Source organism: Candidatus Thermoplasmatota archaeon (genome assembly GCA_038884455.1).
Classification (GTDB): domain Archaea; phylum Thermoplasmatota; class E2; order DHVEG-1; family DHVEG-1; genus JAWABU01.
Genome location: JAWABU010000002.1, coordinates 39,922 through 56,733 on the forward strand (window position 1 = coordinate 39,922; position 16,812 = coordinate 56,733).

Here is a 16,812-nt window from a genome sequence, read left to right on the forward strand (position 1 = left end):
ACCTTATTCAACCTCCAAAAGTTTCTCATATTTATCAAGAAGTGCTTTTTTCTGCAGCTGTGCAACCTTATGGCAACCTCGTATCGCGAGGTCAAATGCATGATTAAATTCCTCAAGTGTGAGATGTCCATCCATTTGAAGCAGGAGAATCTCATCAGTTCGAGGTGCTATTGCAACAGGAAGGTCTGCTTGTCCGTAGTTATCTTCTTCTTTCCCAAGATCAAGGACAATGTGATCAGCGATTTTTCCAGCGGCACAGGCAACAGGTATATCGGTCATCGGTATGCCTGCATCAGCTAAGGCAACTGCTGCAGCAGTGAGTCCAGCACAACGCGTCCCAGCCTCAGCATCAAGAATTTCAATATTCACATCGATTGCTGCACGGGGGAACTGTTCGGTGAGGATGACTTTATCTAACGCTTCTGAGATTACCTTAGAAATTTCTCGGCTACGTCGATCTGGTCCTGGTTTTTTTCGTTCTTCAACACTGAACGCAGCCATATTATACCGAGCGTTTACTACCGCTCGTAACGGGTTTTGGGTATGTCGTGGTACTGCTTCTCGAGGTCCATAGACAGCAACAATAACTTTGTTGCCCCCCCATTCAAGATAGCAAGAACCATCTGCTCTGTGAAGGACACCTGCATCGATTTTTATTGGACGAAGTTCTTCGAGATCTCGCCCGTCTCTTCGTTTTCCATGACTATCGAGGAGTTCAATATCTGATTTCATAGTACAACTTCCTTTGAATCTTTTTTTAATAATTCAGCGATTCGATTGGTTAATCCATGACTCACTGCTTCTTGCTCAATCTTAGCGATTGCTTGCAGTACTTTTTCAACACCTTGGGTGTCTCCATCGATCCAGATGCGGCCATTTTGGCCGACAAAGATCCGGCATCGAGTGTACTGTTTGATCAGTGATATCATCGAACCTTTTTTACCGATGATGCGTGGAACGATTGATGGTTCTACATCAATAATAGTTCCACCTTTGATTTTATAGAGATTTCTATCTTTTAAGGTAATATTGAGTTTTTTTTGTTCATCAACTGAAAGAACTTTAGCCATGATGGAATCTCCGTGATTTAAATATTTTTCAGTATTTCCAAATTCGATATCCCATGGTACTTCGCTCACATGGAGTAATGCAGGATATGGTGCATTAATATCAACCATCCAGCTGGACTGCGATGCCTCTTCGACGACACCAATAACAAAATCACCAGGTATTGGTTCATATCGTCCTTTTATAGGGACAACCTCAATGGTTGAATCTGAAATGTTGAGAACACCAAGCCGTGCTGCAATAATTTTTCCTTGTTCAATAAACGTACCTCGGCCAGATCGATGGCTTTTCACATCTCCTAAAATTTGACTGGGATAAACAATGATACGTTTTTCATCTGCCATAAAAATAACCTATATACTCCGTATTATTTAAGAATTCGTGTTTCGACATTGCCCTTGGTAAGCGTATTGAGTTTATCATAAAAATCAGTCTGCATACCTGCAGGGATACGAACGATACCAAGCCATGATCCATCTGATTGCCAATCTTCACGTTCAAGAACTCCGAAATTCCGAGCAACACCATAGGCTTTCCCGGTATATGCTGCTGGAATTTTAACAGATATTTTTACCTGCTCCATTGAAATTGGAATAATGGGTCGTAATGCTTCGAGAACGGTTTTGACTTGTTGGGTAACTGGTTTAAAGGGATCAATATGAACCTTTGCTTCTTCAAGTGCTCGTTCAATCCGTTGTCGAGGATGCGGCATTTTTGTCTGTGGGTCCATAGCGTTTTTTACAATGATATCAACGATTCGTTTCTTTTTTTGCTCCTGCATAGTATGTCGTTGTTCTGTAGTGAGTTGAATGTCTCCTTTGAGAATGATGGTTTTCGCGATGGTTATTATATCTGATGTTCCAAAATTTTTAATCAATGATTCCTCAGAGGCATGAGTCCCTTTTTTAGCGTCTTTAAAGATTGCGTCGATTGCAAGAGATCCACGTATGTCAACGTCTTTTCCTTCTAACACCTGATCTGCGATGTGAGGATCAACAAGTATTTCAAAATGTTCTTCTCCTTTATGATATCGAGCAATGACTGCATCTTCAAGGCTAACCACGTTTACTTACCTCCGATTGCTTTGATAACATACATGCGTGTTTCTTCTGGCGAGAGAATATGGAATTTCCAGCCTTTTTTAACTACGCCGATCTCAATTGCTTCAGCATTGATTTTACCTTCGGTTCCTTTATGCAACGCCTTGATGCCGAGATCGATTGCTTCGTCAAGACTTAAATCATCTCGATATTTTTCTTCAAAAAACGCCATAGCTCCTGCTCGACCAGCGCCCTCGCTGCTTGCCTTGTATTCCATAAGAGCTCCAGATGGATCAGTCGAGAACAGTCGAGGACCGGTCTCATCAATACCTGCGATAAGAAGGGCGGTGCCAAAAGGTCGAACACCACCGTATTGTGTATAGGTTTGTTTGAAATCACAGATTCGTTTTACGAGTGTTTTTACTTGGATTTTTTCATTATAGGTTATTTCGTTGATTTGTGCATCAAGCCGGGCGCGATCAATCAACGCACGAGCATCAGCCACAAGACCAGAAGTTGCACATCCGATGTGATCATCGATCGCGAAAATCTTCTCAATGGAATCAGGTTCAATTAACCGGGAGGTTATACGTTTATCGACGATGAGTACAACACCATCCTTACATTTTAAACCAACCGTAGTTGTTCCTCGTTTCACTGCCTCTCGTGCGTATTCAACTTGAAAGAGTCGACCGTCTGGAGAAAAGACGGTTATCGCGCGATCATATGCAATATTTGATGGTTGCATGCTCTTTGTTCACCTCAACTTTTTTAATGATATGGAGAATGTTCAACCAAGAATACGCTTTTACTGTATATACTTTGTGATTATTTGTTTTCTCAGGATTTTATGTTCTAAACACCGGGCTGATCCCCCCAGAGTATTTTATGTAGTTGTAATCCTAAGCGAACTGGAAGACCATCCTGAAGGATCCATGAGAGGAGAATTTTCGGATCAGTGCCCCACACAGGTTGAAAAAAAACATAACATGAGGGATGATATTTTTCAATGACCTCTCGCGCGCAGGAATAATCCTCAGAATTCTGAATGATGAATTTTAGTTGATCGTGAGGTCGGAGAAGATTAATATTTTCAAGATTCATATGAGTATGCATGTGTGAAGAAGGGCATTTGTAATCCAGTGAAATCATGATTTTTTTCATTGAGCGTAATGTTTGTATCGAAATACTCCCATTCGTTTCAACACTGATTTTATAGTTCTTATCAAGTAACTGGTGAAGAAGGTCGTAGCAATCAGGTTGCATAAGTGGTTCCCCTCCAGTAAGACATATTGTCGAACATGGATATTGTTGTAGTGCATCTACTATTTCTGGGATGCTCATTGTTTTGCCGGTATGGTATGCGTACGTAGTATCGCAATAGCTGCAGCGTAGATTACATCCTGTCGTTCTGATAAAAATTGTTGGAATTCCAGCAAGAATACCTTCGCCTTGGATTGAATAAAAAATCTCATGAATGTTCATAGGTGAAAAAGAAGAATGGATCATACCTATAAAAAAATGTGTGTGGTAAACCGTTTGGTAAACAACCGCAGGTAAACGTTCAGGATGGTTAGGTTTACTCCTCCAGAATATTTTGAGTTAACGTGAGGTAAAGATATTTATATAAGAATTGGTATTACGGGTAAGCCGTTTCAACAGTTAATATGAGATAGTGTGTATCATATATCAATCATGAATCACTGCTAAGTATCGATATATAACTGAAGAATGGCCCTTGTCTGGGCCTGTAGCTCAGCTAGGTAGAGCATCTGGCTTTTAACCAGGTGGCCAAGGGTTCGAATCCCTTCAGGCCCGCCTTATTCCTCAACGGAAGCCACAACCAGGAGGAATGCAGCATCGCCACCCCCAAACCAAAATATTACGACATATTAGGTCATAAGCTGGTACCAGAACATAGTATTTTATCAAAGAAAGAGGAAAAAGCGTTGCTAGACAAGTATAAAATAAAACCTGAACAACTCCCAAAGATTCTCAGCACCGATCCAGCGGTTGTTGCTATCAAAGCAAAACCTGGAGACATTGTTAAAATAGTTCGACAGAGTCCGACTGCAAAGACATCGATTTGTTATCGATTGGTTATTGAAAGTGAGCTTGCTGACATTGGAGAATTTACCATCCCTGCTGATTTTGGAGAATCAACTGAGATTGAATAGAGTAAAAAAAAGAAAATATTTTAGGTGGGTTGAAGAAAAATGAGAGAATTAATTGATGCTTTTTATCGAGATCGAAGCATTGTAAACCATCAGATTGCATCCTACGATGATTTCCTCAATAATCGGTTACAACGGATTGTTGATAGTACCGTTATCGGTCAAGAAGACGAAAACATGGAACGAGGGTTCATTTATCCTGAAATTGAAGGTTTTAAAATAAAATTCGGGAAAATCAAAGTTGGTTTTCCTGAGGTCAAAGAAGCAGATGGAACCGTCCGACCGCTTACCCCCATGGAAGCACGACTGCGAGATCTCACGTATGAAGCTCCCATCGAACTTGAATTTATTCCAGTGAAAAATGATGTTGAATATGAACCTGAATTGGTTCGAATCGGTGAATTACCGATTATGATCAAATCAAAAAAATGTACGATTTCTCGGAAGGTTTTAGAAGAAAAATTAGAACATGTCCTCACTGATGAGGAATATAAAAAAGAATTACAGCATATGCAGGAAGACCCGTTGGATCCTGGCGGATATTTCATTAGTAATGGAACCGAACGGGTGCTCATCACAGTCGAGGATCTTGCACCAAATCGCGTGCTTGTAGAAAAAACAAGTAGGTATGGCACTGATGTTGAAGTTGCAAAGGTGTTTTCTCAACGAGAAGGATACCGTGCGTTGACGGTTGTCGAAAAACGAAAAGACGGTATGCTCATGGTGACGCTGCCGACGACGTATGGTCAAATACCGTTGATTATCTTATTACGAGCTCTTGGTATGGAAAACGATGAAGAAATCGTCGATGTGATCTGCGTTGATCCAAAAATGGAACCGTACGTACTTGCAAATATCGAAGAATGCGCTCGGGAGTTTGGCATTTCAACAAAAGAGGAAGCAATTGCATTTCTTGGGAAAAAATTTGCAGGAGGGCAAGCAAAAGAATATCGGGTGAAACGAGTTGAAACCATTATGGATCGTCATCTGCTCGCACATCTTGGAACGTCTCCTGATGATCGACTCACGAAAGCTATCTTTATGGCACGGATGGGGCTTGCAGTTCTTGAGCTTGCTCTTGGGAAACGTCAGCCTGATGATAAAGATCATTATGCCAATAAACGGTTGAAACTTGCCGGAGATCTCATGGAGGATTTATTCCGAGTAGCGTTTACTGCGCTTTGTAAAGATTTGAAGTACCAAATTGAACGAGTACATGCAAAAGGTAAAGATGTAAAAATCAGCGCCTGTCTACGTTCAGATGTTCTCAGCCAACGTATCCACCATGCACTTGCAACCGGGAATTGGGTTGGTGGAAGAGCTGGTATTTCACAGCTGCTTGACCGGACAAGCAATCTTGCAGTGATCAGTCATCTGAGACGCGTAACCTCGCCGCTGACTCGATCGCAACCTCATTTCGAAGCTCGTGATTTACATTCAACGCAGTGGGGGCGACTGTGTCCAAATGAGACGCCTGAAGGTCCAAATTGTGGTCTAGTGAAAAACCTCGCGCTTGCTGTTGAAATTTCAGAAGGTTTCTCAGAAAAAGAACTGGAAAACGTTCTCCGAGATCTTGGAATTAAGGATATTACCAAACATGTCACCGGTTCACGTGTCTATCTCAACGGGGATTTGATTGGGATGCATCCCAATGGTCAAGAGCTGGTAAAAAAACTACGTGAACGTCGACGGAAAGGATTGCTCAGTAATGAAATTAATGTTATGTATGATAGCGAAGGAAACGATGTTATCGTGAATTGTGATTGTGGCCGTCTCCGCAGACCGTTGCTTGTTGTTGAGAATGGAAAGTTGCTACTGACAGAGAAATATCTTCAAGAGTTAAAGGAAGGTCGGAAACGATGGATTGACCTCATTAACGAAGGTATTGTTGAGTATATTGATGCTGAGGAGGAGGAAAATGCACTCATTGCATTAACCAAAGAGGACATCACCTCAGATCATACGCATATGGAGCTTGATCCTATGTGTATTCTTGGTATTGGTGCTTCGCTAGTTCCGTATCCTGAGCATAACTCGTCGCCGCGTATTACTATGGGTGCAGGTATGGGAAAACAGTCACTTGGTTTTGGTGCTGCAAACTATCGAATCAGACCTGACACTCGCGGTCATCTCATGCACTACCCGCAGATACCTCTTGTTCAGACTCATCCGATAAAATATATTAAATTCCGTGAACGACCTGCAGGTCAGAATTTTATTGTTGCAGTTGCCTCATTTCAAGGATATAACATGGAAGATGCGCTGGTTATGAGTAAAGCTGCGATTGAACGTGGTCTTGCTCGGAGTACGTTTATTCGGACGTATTCAAGTGAAGAGAAACGGTATCCTGGTGGTCAAGAGGATCATTTTGAAATTCCAAGTCCTGACTGTCGAGGGGTACGCAGTGAAGATGCGTACAACAATCTTGGTGACGATGGATTGATTTCACCAGAGAGCACCGTAGATGGTGGTGACGTGCTCATTGGAAAAACATCTCCGCCGCGTTTCCTTGAGGAACCTACTGATTTTCTCACTCCACAGAAACGACGTGAAACCTCAGTGACAGTACAACATGGTGAAGGAGGAATTGTTGACAAAGTAATGCTCTCTGAATCAGTCAATGGGTCTCGAATGGTGAAAATTAAGGTTCGTGAACAGCGTATCCCTGAGTACGGTGATAAGTTTGCATCAAAGCATGGTCAGAAAGGAGTTATTGGTTTTATTGTTCCTCAGGAGAATATGCCGTTTAACGAGCAGGGCATCAGTCCAGATCTCATTATCAACCCGCATGCAATTCCCTCACGTATGACGGTTGCTCATGTCTTGGAAATGATTGGGGGAAAGGTTGGTGCACTTGAAGCACGGACGGTTGATGGTACTGCTTTTTCTGGAGAAAGTGAAGATCATCTCCGGAGAGCACTTGTTGCGAATGGATTTAAACATAACGGTAAAGAACTACTCTATGATGGTATCACGGGTCAGCCGCTCGAATGCGACATCTTTGTTGGCTGTATTTACTATCAGAAACTGCATCATATGGTTGCAGGAAAGATTCATGCTCGATCCCGTGGACCTGTTCAGATTCTTACCCGTCAGCCAACTGAAGGTCGAGCTCGGGAAGGTGGTCTGCGGTTTGGTGAGATGGAACGTGATTGTCTGATTGGTCATGGTGCATCCATGGTGATTAAAGATCGACTGCTGGATGAATCAGATCTCACGATGAAATATGTTTGTAACACCTGTGGTCATATTGCAATGATTGATCGACATGGGCGATTGCATTGTACGATATGCGGTGATAAGGCTGATATTCATCCAGTTGAAATGAGTTATGCGTTTAAGCTTCTCATTGATGAGTTGAAATCACTGGTGGTTGTTCCACGAATACGGCTTGAGTCATTGGTGTGATCCGTGGAGGGATAAAAGATGGCAGGATCTCGAAATGTGACAAAAAAGATTGGGAGTTTAGAATTTTCTGTTCTTTCGCCAAATGAAATTCGAAAGATGAGTGCAACAAAGGTTATTACTGCTGATACGTATGATGATGATGGTTTTCCGATTACGATGGGGTTGATGGATCAACGACTCAGTGTTATTGAGCCTGGTCTTCGCTGTAAAACCTGCGGGTTGAAGGTTGGGAAAGACAAATGTCCTGGTCATTTTGGACATATTGATCTTGCTATGCCTGTGGTACATGTTGGTTTTGTGAAAACCATCAGGAATTGCCTTCGGGCAACGTGTCGCCGATGTGGTCGTATTCTTCTCACGGATGATCAAATCAAAGAGTATATGAAAACCATCGAGAAGAATAATGCTGATGGGCGAGATAATGCGTATGTTTTCAAAAATATTCTTACTGATTGTGTGAAAACAGAATCGTGTCCTCGATGTAAAACACTCGTTGGAAAAATTGATCTTGACAAACCGACATCATTTCGTGAAAATGGGAAAAAACTTACACCGACGGAAATTCGAGAATGGCTTGAAAAAATTCCTGATGAAGATCTACCCTTGCTTGATATCAATAAAAATGCTGCTCGTCCTGAATGGATGGTGCTGACAGTTCTGCCGGTTCCTCCAGTGACGGTTCGTCCCTCGGTTACACTTGAAACTGGTGAACGATCAGAAGATGATCTCACCCATAAACTCGTTGATGTTATTAGGATCAATCAGCGACTGCAGGAAAATCGAGATGCAGGTGCACCGCAACTGATCGTTGAGGATCTCTGGGAATTACTGCAGTATCATGTCACAACGTATCTTGATAATCAAACATCTGGGATTCCACCGGCTCGTCATCGATCAGGACGGCCGTTGAAAACCCTTGCACAACGATTGAAAGGAAAAGAAGGTCGTTTCCGAAGTAATCTTTCAGGAAAACGAGTGAATTTTTCCGCTCGTACAGTTATTTCTCCTGATCCAAACCTCAGTATCAATGAGATTGGCGTCCCGATTGAAATCGCTCGGGAGTTGACGATTCCTGTGCGGGTTACTCCTCAGAATCTTGAATGGTGTAAACAACTCATCAGACAAACCAAAGAATCATTCCATGCTCATCAAGGATACATCCCACAGGTGAATTACATTAAACGATACCGTGAGGGTGTTGAACAGCGAATTAAAGTAACTGATAAGAATGCCGATGATGTTGCAGATAAACTTGAGATTGGAACAATTATCGAACGGCAGCTCATGGATGGTGACATTGCATTGTTCAACCGTCAGCCGTCGTTGCATCGAATGTCAATGATGGCACATCGTGTTGTGGTTGTTCCGTATCGTTCATTCAGATTTAACCTCTCAGTCTGTCCACCATACAACGCTGATTTTGATGGTGATGAGATGAACCTGCATTTATTGCAAGGTGAAGAGGCAAAAGCTGAAGCAGAGATTCTCATGAAAGTTCAGGAAAATATTCTTTCGCCACGCTTTGGCGGTATCATCATCGGTGGATTGCATGATCATATCTCAGGGTGTTTTTTACTGACGTTTAACAATAAACGATTCACAAAAGAACAAGCATCGCAGATCCTCGGCGGGTTTCAATACACAGGAAAATTCCCAGAGGTTCATGAGGAAAACGGGACGTCTTTTGTATATGGCCGTGATATTTTCAGTGTCCTGTTACCAAAGGATATATCGATGAGTTACAAAGCAAAATCATGTTTCAACTGTGAGGTGTGCAAAGCTCCTGATTGTCCCCATGGTACGTATGTCGTGATTAAAAATGGTGTGCTGAAACAAGGTGTGATTGATGAAAATAGTATTGGTTCATTTAAAGGTCGTATTATTGAACGGATCATCCGTGATCATGGAACCAATGCTGGCCGTGAGTTCATTGATCAGGTAACAAAGCTGGGTATTGCGACAGTAAGTGTTCTTGGTTTTACGACAAGCATTGATGATGAAGATATTCCGTTGGAGGCACGACGGCAGATCGAAGATGGTCTTGAGAAAGCCCAAAAGAAGATTAAAAATCTTGTTCTCGCGTTTGAGAATAATGAACTTGAAGCGTTACCTGGTCGAAGTCTTGAGGAAACGCTTGAAATGGAGATCATGCGGGTTACTGGTCGTGCTCGTGATATGGCTGGAGAAATCGCAAGTAGGTATCTTGGTATGAACAATAGCGCAGTGATTATGGCAAAATCTGGTGCTCGAGGATCCATGTTGAACCTTTCGCAGATGTCTGGATGTGTCGGTCAGCAGGCAGTTCGAGGAGAACGTATTTCCCGTGGATATAAGCAGCGGACGTTGCCGCATTTCAAAAAAGGAGATCTTGGTGCTAGTGCCAAAGGGTTTGTTGCAAGCAGCTATAAGAGTGGTTTGACACCGACTGAGTATTTCTTCCATTCTATGGGTGGTCGAGAAGGGTTAGTCGACACTGCGGTTCGAACATCTCGCTCTGGGTATATGCAACGTCGTCTGGTGAATGCATTAGAAGATCTCAAAGTTGAAGATGATGGTACTGTTCGGCATACCGGTGGCGAGATCATTCAGTTTATTTATGGTGAGGATGGTGTTGATCCTGCGAAAAGCATGAATGGAAAAGCAGTTGATATCGAACGTGTGATTACTGAGATTAAAGAGGAGGCATAAGGCTATGGTTCAGAAGAAATCAGGAACGGCAAAGAAAAAAGATAAAAAACATCAGGTAAAAAAAATAACGGTGAAACCTCAACACAAACACAAAAGCAGAGCTGACCAAAAAAAACCAGTAAGAAAAATAAGTACAAAACCTCTGAAAAAAATTAAGAGTAGCAGAGAGCTGTTGAAAAAAATCCAAAAAACACCGGCAATAAAAACCGAAAAGATGGAACAGCGCGAAGAAGAACTACAGGAAGTCATAGTTGAACCGACCAAGAAAGAAAAGGTTGTACCTGAACGGAAAATGCTTCCCCGTCCGGTGAAAATCGACGATGAACCCAAGGAATACAAAGAACTTCGAGGAAAGATTGAGAAAATTTTGAAGGATCGTTTTCTTCCAACAGCAATTATTGATACTCTTGTTGAACGTATTGCAAAAGAAAAAAAACTCGAATCAAAACTTGACAAAATTGTCGATCGAGTGTATGCTGACTATCAGAAAAACAAGATTGATCCGGCTGAAGCCTGCGGTATGGTTGCCGCTCAGAGCATCGGAGAACCTGGTACGCAGATGACGATGCGGACGTTTCACTATGCTGGTGTTGCTGAGATTAACGTTACGTTAGGGTTACCTCGTCTCATTGAAATTGTTGATGCACGTTCAATTCCATCAACGCCGATGATGAACATCTACCTGCGTGATGAGTATCGGGTGAATCCTGATCTGGCAAAGGAAATTGCTAATAAAATCGAGATAACCCGGCTTACTGATGTCGCTGATCTTGAGATGGATCTCATTAATATGACGATTTTGATTAAACCAAACAGTAAAACAATGGAGACGAAAGGACTCACGATTGATGAACTTCTTGAGGTGATTCAAAACATCAGGAAGATCAATGCAAAAATCGAAAAAGATGCCATTAAAATAACCTTAGAAGAACCAGGATATAAAGCATTACAAAATATTTATGAATCGCTAAAAAAACTCAAAATCAAAGGTATCGATGGAATCAAACGAGTGATTATTCGAAAAGAACCTAATGAAGGATATGTGATCTATAGTGAAGGGAGCAATCTCCAAGAAGTGCTTGACATCGATGGTGTTGATCCGTATCGAACTACAACAAATGACATTCATGCAATTGCCCGTGAACTTGGGATAGAAGCTGCACGAAATATGATTATCCAAGAAGCACATAATACCCTTTCTGAACAGGGGTTAAACGTAGATATGCGTCATATCATGCTGGTTGCTGATGTGATGACTGCTGATGGAACTGTTCGAGCAATCGGACGGCATGGTGTAAGTGGTGAAAAAAGCTCAGTGTTATCCAGAGCAGCTTTTGAAATCACCGTGAATCATCTGCTGCTTGCCAGTCAACGCGGTGAGTCTGATATTCTGAATGGTGTTGCTGAAAACATCATTGTCGGTCAACCTGTGAATCTCGGAACTGGTGCTGTTGAACTTGTGATGAGTCGATCACGATCAATGAGTAAAAAGAAAACAAAAGGAGAATAGGTGTTATGGTAGATGTTAATCAGGCGTTAAAAGAAGTTGCAAGTAAAGGAAAAATGCTGCTGGGTGAGAAACAAACGAAAGCTGCAATTAAAAATAAGACTGCAAAACTTGTTGTTCTTGCAAATAATTGCCCATATTCAGCTGCATTGATCAAAGATGCTGAAGCAGAAAAGATACCAATCTATCACTATCAATCTGATAACATTGAACTTGGGTATATCTGTGGGAAAAGTTATGGTGTTGCTGCGTTAGCTGTTGTTGACGTTGGAGATACGAATATTTTGCAGCTTGTTGGTGCAAAGAAAAAGAAATAAAAAAAAGATTTGATGTCATGGGTCAGATTGTTCTTTCTAATGAAACTGTTCAGTTCATCAATCTTGCGACGAAAACAACGAATGCTCAGATTATTGATTGTTTAGTTGAAGATGATCGAGTTGTTTTTATTGTTGAAAAAGGACAACTTGGAATTGCACTTGGTCGGAAGGCAAAGAATCTCGAACGACTGAACCATCTGTTGAAGAAGATGGTAAAATTCGTTGAATATGATGCTGATAAGAAGAAATTTATCGAAAATCTCTGCAAGCCATATGCTGTTCGCTCGGTCACTTTTGAGGGAACCGATCAGGAGAATATTGCAAAAGTTGAGGTTGAAAGTAAGGATAAGTCAAAGCTTATTGGGAAAGGCGGGCGAAATATTTCCATGATTCGAAAACTCGCACAGCGTCATCATACGATTAAAGATGTTCAAATCGTATAATTGAAAAACCTGATGGGGTACCCTACGGTTTTTTAAAGGGTTTCTGCATTTGAGGGGTAGAGCAACACAGGGGGTTTTATGGTTGCGGATTCAATCTCATCCGATCCTTGAGTTCCCATCGAAGAAAAGCATTCCGTTCTATTTCAATAATCAAAAAATGACCGGTGTTGAAGGAGATACGATCGCCTCTGCGTTGCATGCTGCTGGTGTTACAACACTCAGTAGAAGCCTTCGATTGCATCGTCCTCGAGGTTTTTTCTGCGGTATTGGGAAATGTTCTTCGTGTCTTATGCGTGTGAATGGTATTCCGAATGTTCGAACCTGCACCGCACCGCTCCATGAAAATATCCATGTTGAAACCCAAGATACACTTCCAGATGTTTCAGATCAAGTGTCGCTTCCATCCTCCCTGCAACCAAAACAGGACGTAACCGTTGATGTGCTCGTAGTTGGTGGTGGTCCTGCTGGACTTTCTGCTGCATTGGAAGCAGTATCGTATGGAGCTTCGGTACTGCTCGTTGATGAGAATCAGATGCTTGGAGGTCAGCTCGTGAAGCAGACGCATAAGTTTTTTGGGTCAAAAGAGGAACGCGCAGGAACCCGGGGTATTGAGATTGCACGGCAGCTTACGTCGGAACTCGAACCATTTATTGATCGGAAAAAAATTCAAGTGATGCTTGATGCAACCGTTATCGGTTACTATGAAGGTTCGAAGAATTTGCATCGATTCGGCATTGTACAACGTAAGGGATATCATAGTGTCCTGTATCAGGTTGACTGCAGAGCAGCGATTCTTGCCTGTGGTGCTATGGAGAATATGGTGTTGTTTCCTGGGAATGATCTTCCTGGGGTGTATGGCGCTGGGGCGGTACAGACCTTGATGAATGTGTATGGCGTTCGGCCCGGAACTACTGTACTTATGGTTGGTGCAGGTAATGTTGGTTTGATCGTGTCGTATCAGCTTCTCCAGGCAGGAATCAAAGTTGATCGGGTTGTTGAAGCAGCACCGGTGATCGGCGGGTATCATGTCCATGCGGCAAAACTTCGACGATGTGGTGTTCCGATTCAGACGCAGCATACGATTCAAGAGGTGTATGGAACAGAACATGTTGAAGGTGCGGTGATCGTCCGTCTTGACCACCAGTGGAAACCAATTCAAAACTCAGAGGAATATATCACTTGTGATACGATTTGTTTGGCGGTTGGTTTGACGCCGTCGACGCGGTTACTCTCACAGATCGGAGTTGCTCAGGAGTTTATCGCTGAGGCTGGTGGGTATGTTGCACTCCATAATGAAGCGATGGAAACAACGGTTCAGAATATTTTTGTCGCAGGTGACAGTTCAGGTATTGAGGAAGCATCAACTGCGATGGTCGAGGGAAAAATCGCTGGTTTTTCTGCAGCCTATAATCTTAACTACACTACTGATGATCAGATCAGGAAGAAGTATCTTGATCAGTTAGAATGTCTCAGAGCAGGACCGTTTGGTGAAAAACCACGGATTGCAAAGCAAAAAATCAACGAATTGCTGGTGAAGCAGGTATGAACCGAGTGAAAACGTATGAGCAAACCGGCATTCTTGCTCTTTCAGATCTCATTCTTCCATCAAAAAAACAGTTGGAGAAAGGAGTTGCGATTCTTGAATGTATCCAAGAAATACCATGTAACCCCTGTGTTGATGCATGTCCTGTGCATGCGATTTCTATGAAAGATATCAATGCACCTCCGGTGAACAACTATGATCTCTGTACCGGATGTACTCGATGTGTCGGGATTTGTCCTGGTCTTGCTATTTTTGTCATAAAAATCAAACAAGGAAAGGCATATGTGACGCTTCCGTATGAATTTTTACCGATTCCAAAGGTTGGAGATACTGTCCGTGGATTGGATCGAGCTGGAGTGTATCAGACCGATGCCGTGGTTACTCGGGTTGTTCGACAGGGGAAAACCATGGTGATTACGATTGAAGTTCCAGAGCAGTATGCTCTTGAGATTAGAAATATTCAGGTTTGAGATGGTATGGTTCAAAAAAGTGTTGTGTGTCGATGTGAGGATATCACAGAAGATGATGTTCTTGAAGCAATTGCTGAGGGTTACACTGATCTTGAGGAGCTGCGGAAAAAACTCCGTATTGGAATGGGGCCATGTCAGGGTCGTGTGTGCATTCAGCTTGTTATGAAGATTCTGGAGAAAAAAACCGGGAAAAAAGTTACCAAAGCCTCATTGCATAAACCACGGCCGCCGTTGATTCCGGTGCCGCTGAAAACACTTGCACGTGATCATGATGAAACGAAAAGCTGATGTTGTGATTATTGGTGGCGGGGTGAATGGCTGTTCATTAGCCTATCATCTCGCGAAACGTAAGCTTACGGTAGTTGTTGTTGAAAAGAAGTATCTCTCATCTGGAGCGACTGGTGCATGCGGTGCTGGTATTCGACAGCAGTGGTCAACCCGTGAGAATATCGAACTTGCGATGGACAGCGTAAAGATGTTTGAAAATCTAAGCCGAGAACTTGGGATGGATATTGAGTTTCGACAAGGCGGGTATCTGATTGCGATCCATGATGAAAAAGAGATGCGGCAAGCTGAAAAAAATGTGTCGTTACAGCGGTCGTTAGGTTTAACTGTTGACATTATTCCTCCTGAGAAGATGGTTGACATTGTTCCGATTCTTGATGTGAAAGGGATGCAGGCGATCGGTGCATCGTTTTGTCCAACCGACGGTCATGCGAATCCATTTAAAACCACATTTGCGTATGCACAGGCAGCGCGTCGTTATGGAGCTGAGATTTATACGCATACGACGGTTACTGATCTCGTCGTTGCGAAAAAAAGAATCACTGCAGTAAAAACCGATAAAGGAACGATTACGACACCAGTAGTGGTGAATGCTGCTGGGGTTGATTCTGTTGGAGTTGCAGAGATGGTTGGGGTTCGACTGCCGATCACCCCTGTTCGCAAGGAAATTATGGCAACGGAACGGTTGAAACCGTTGTTTGAAGCAATGGTCATCAGCTTTAAAGATGGTATTTATTTTAGTCAGCAGCCTGAAGGACAGATTGTTGGTGGTATTCCTATTCCTGAGGAACGAAGTGGGTTTAAAACTATGCCGACGTTGCAGTTTGTCTGGCATATGTCAAAGACGTTGATTCGATATGCACCGGTGTTATCGGAGGTGAATATGCTTCGTCATTGGACTGGTTTTTATGATGTGACTCCTGATGCTCGGCCGATTCTTGGTGAAGTTCATCACCTGAAGGGTTTTATTCAATGTAATGGTTTTTCTGGCCATGGTTTTATGTTGTCCCCGATGGTTGCGCAAATGTTAGCGGAGTATATTGTCTCAGGAAAAACACCTGAAGTTTTGAATAATTTGAATTTGGATCGGTTTCGTGGGAAAAAGATTGAGAAAGAGTTATCGGTGGTTGGATAAAATCAAAAAAACGAGAGGTTTATTTTTGTACGTGATGCATGGTAACTCGTTTTTTGAATAAGAAGAGTAAGTTTTTCCACCCATCGGAAAAACTTTCGAGTTTCACGTTTCCTTCGCGGAGGTATAACGTTGAGGGGATTTCTCGTGCTCTGATCTTTTTATTCGTAAACATTTCAATTTTGATTTCTTCTGAGAAGGGCATACCGTCGTTAAAGGCTTCAAGAGGTTGTATTTTTGATAACGCTTCTTTTTTCAAGATCCACATTCCTGATTGTGAATCTTTGATATGAACCCAAAAGAGGATGCGGACTGTCCATGCAAGGATGAGGTTTCCGAACCGATGTTTGACACTCATCGATCCTTTCGTCAGTTGTGCGAATCGGTTGGTGGTCATAAAATCAAGGTTTTCCTGGAGAAATAGATCGAGGTATTGGGGGATGCAATCAAATGGGTAGGTCGCATCAGCATCACCTGTGATGATGATATCTTCGGTGAGATGGTGCAACCCGGTTTTATACGCCCGGCCGTATCCTTTTCGTGGTTCAAGAATGACGTGGACGTTGTGTTGTTTGGCGATCTGCTGGGTGTTGTCGGTAGAGAGCCCATCGATGATATAGAGAGTAAGTTGCCAGTTCTTCTTTTGAAAATAGGTATATGGGATTGTTGCAAGTGTTTTTTTGAGTCCTTGTTCTTCATTAAGAGTAGGCATGAGAATGGCAATGTTCAGAATCAAT

Annotated in this window: 16 protein-coding genes and 1 tRNA gene; 11 read left to right on the forward strand and 6 right to left on the reverse strand. The window is 42.5% G+C overall.

Annotated elements, in window-relative coordinates; genetic code table 11:
- Positions 1 to 3: 3 nt before the first annotated feature.
- From rrp41 to QXL17_00735, 5 genes are all read right to left on the reverse strand, one after another.
- Positions 4 to 732 (reverse strand): exosome complex exonuclease Rrp41, encoded by a 729-nt coding sequence (gene rrp41 / locus QXL17_00715; protein ID MEM4257661.1) that lies wholly within the window; start codon positions 730 to 732, stop codon positions 4 to 6.
- Positions 729 to 1,412, reverse strand: coding sequence for an exosome complex RNA-binding protein Rrp4 (gene rrp4, locus QXL17_00720; GenBank protein MEM4257662.1), 684 nt, complete (start codon positions 1,410 to 1,412; stop codon positions 729 to 731). The genes rrp41 and rrp4 overlap by 4 nt, the downstream gene beginning before the upstream one ends.
- A gap of 23 nt (positions 1,413 to 1,435) precedes the next feature.
- A complete protein-coding gene (locus QXL17_00725; GenBank protein MEM4257663.1) occupies positions 1,436 to 2,131 on the reverse strand; it encodes a ribosome assembly factor SBDS in 696 nt (231 codons plus the stop codon).
- A gap of 2 nt (positions 2,132 to 2,133) precedes the next feature.
- Positions 2,134 to 2,856, reverse strand: coding sequence for an archaeal proteasome endopeptidase complex subunit alpha (gene psmA, locus QXL17_00730; GenBank protein MEM4257664.1), 723 nt, complete (start codon positions 2,854 to 2,856; stop codon positions 2,134 to 2,136).
- Between the two features lie 107 nt (positions 2,857 to 2,963).
- The gene (locus QXL17_00735) at positions 2,964 to 3,593 is read right to left on the reverse strand and encodes a radical SAM protein (protein ID MEM4257665.1); all 630 of its coding nucleotides are present in this window, start codon (positions 3,591 to 3,593) and stop codon (positions 2,964 to 2,966) included.
- Between the two features lie 259 nt (positions 3,594 to 3,852).
- Here QXL17_00735 and QXL17_00740 point away from each other — a divergent pair.
- From QXL17_00740 to QXL17_00790, 11 genes are all read left to right on the forward strand, one after another.
- Positions 3,853 to 3,926 (forward strand) — tRNA-Lys (locus QXL17_00740).
- Positions 3,927 to 3,967: 41 nt separating this feature from the next.
- The gene (locus QXL17_00745) at positions 3,968 to 4,285 is read left to right on the forward strand and encodes a DNA-directed RNA polymerase subunit H (protein ID MEM4257666.1); all 318 of its coding nucleotides are present in this window, start codon (positions 3,968 to 3,970) and stop codon (positions 4,283 to 4,285) included.
- Positions 4,286 to 4,324: 39 nt separating this feature from the next.
- Entirely contained in the window at positions 4,325 to 7,690 is a 3,366-nt protein-coding gene (locus QXL17_00750) for a DNA-directed RNA polymerase subunit B (protein ID MEM4257667.1), read from the forward strand.
- An 18-nt stretch (positions 7,691 to 7,708) separates the two neighbouring features.
- Positions 7,709 to 10,378: a DNA-directed RNA polymerase subunit A' gene (locus QXL17_00755; protein MEM4257668.1), complete on the forward strand. Its 2,670-nt coding sequence runs from the start codon at positions 7,709 to 7,711 to the stop codon at positions 10,376 to 10,378.
- 4 nt (positions 10,379 to 10,382) lie between these two features.
- A complete protein-coding gene (rpoA2, locus tag QXL17_00760; protein MEM4257669.1) occupies positions 10,383 to 11,888 on the forward strand; it encodes a DNA-directed RNA polymerase subunit A'' in 1,506 nt (501 codons plus the stop codon).
- Between the two features lie 5 nt (positions 11,889 to 11,893).
- Positions 11,894 to 12,202, forward strand: coding sequence for a 50S ribosomal protein L30e (locus tag QXL17_00765; protein ID MEM4257670.1), 309 nt, complete (start codon positions 11,894 to 11,896; stop codon positions 12,200 to 12,202).
- Between the two features lie 17 nt (positions 12,203 to 12,219).
- Entirely contained in the window at positions 12,220 to 12,645 is a 426-nt protein-coding gene (locus QXL17_00770) for a NusA-like transcription termination signal-binding factor (GenBank protein ID MEM4257671.1), read from the forward strand.
- Positions 12,646 to 12,727: 82 nt separating this feature from the next.
- The gene (locus QXL17_00775; protein ID MEM4257672.1) at positions 12,728 to 14,191 is read left to right on the forward strand and encodes an FAD-dependent oxidoreductase; all 1,464 of its coding nucleotides are present in this window, start codon (positions 12,728 to 12,730) and stop codon (positions 14,189 to 14,191) included.
- Positions 14,188 to 14,658, forward strand: a complete 471-nt coding sequence (locus QXL17_00780; protein MEM4257673.1) for a 4Fe-4S binding protein — start codon at positions 14,188 to 14,190, stop codon at positions 14,656 to 14,658. The genes QXL17_00775 and QXL17_00780 overlap by 4 nt, the downstream gene beginning before the upstream one ends.
- Before the next feature lie 6 nt (positions 14,659 to 14,664).
- On the forward strand, positions 14,665 to 14,946 hold the full coding sequence (locus QXL17_00785; protein ID MEM4257674.1) for a (2Fe-2S)-binding protein: 282 nt from the start codon (positions 14,665 to 14,667) through the stop codon (positions 14,944 to 14,946).
- Positions 14,927 to 16,078 (forward strand): FAD-binding oxidoreductase, encoded by a 1,152-nt coding sequence (locus QXL17_00790; GenBank protein ID MEM4257675.1) that lies wholly within the window; start codon positions 14,927 to 14,929, stop codon positions 16,076 to 16,078. The genes QXL17_00785 and QXL17_00790 overlap by 20 nt, the downstream gene beginning before the upstream one ends.
- A gap of 19 nt (positions 16,079 to 16,097) precedes the next feature.
- On the opposite strand, the gene QXL17_00795 is transcribed toward QXL17_00790, so the two are convergent.
- A complete protein-coding gene (locus tag QXL17_00795; GenBank protein MEM4257676.1) occupies positions 16,098 to 16,811 on the reverse strand; it encodes a glycosyltransferase family 2 protein in 714 nt (237 codons plus the stop codon).
- Position 16,812: the final 1 nt, after the last annotated feature.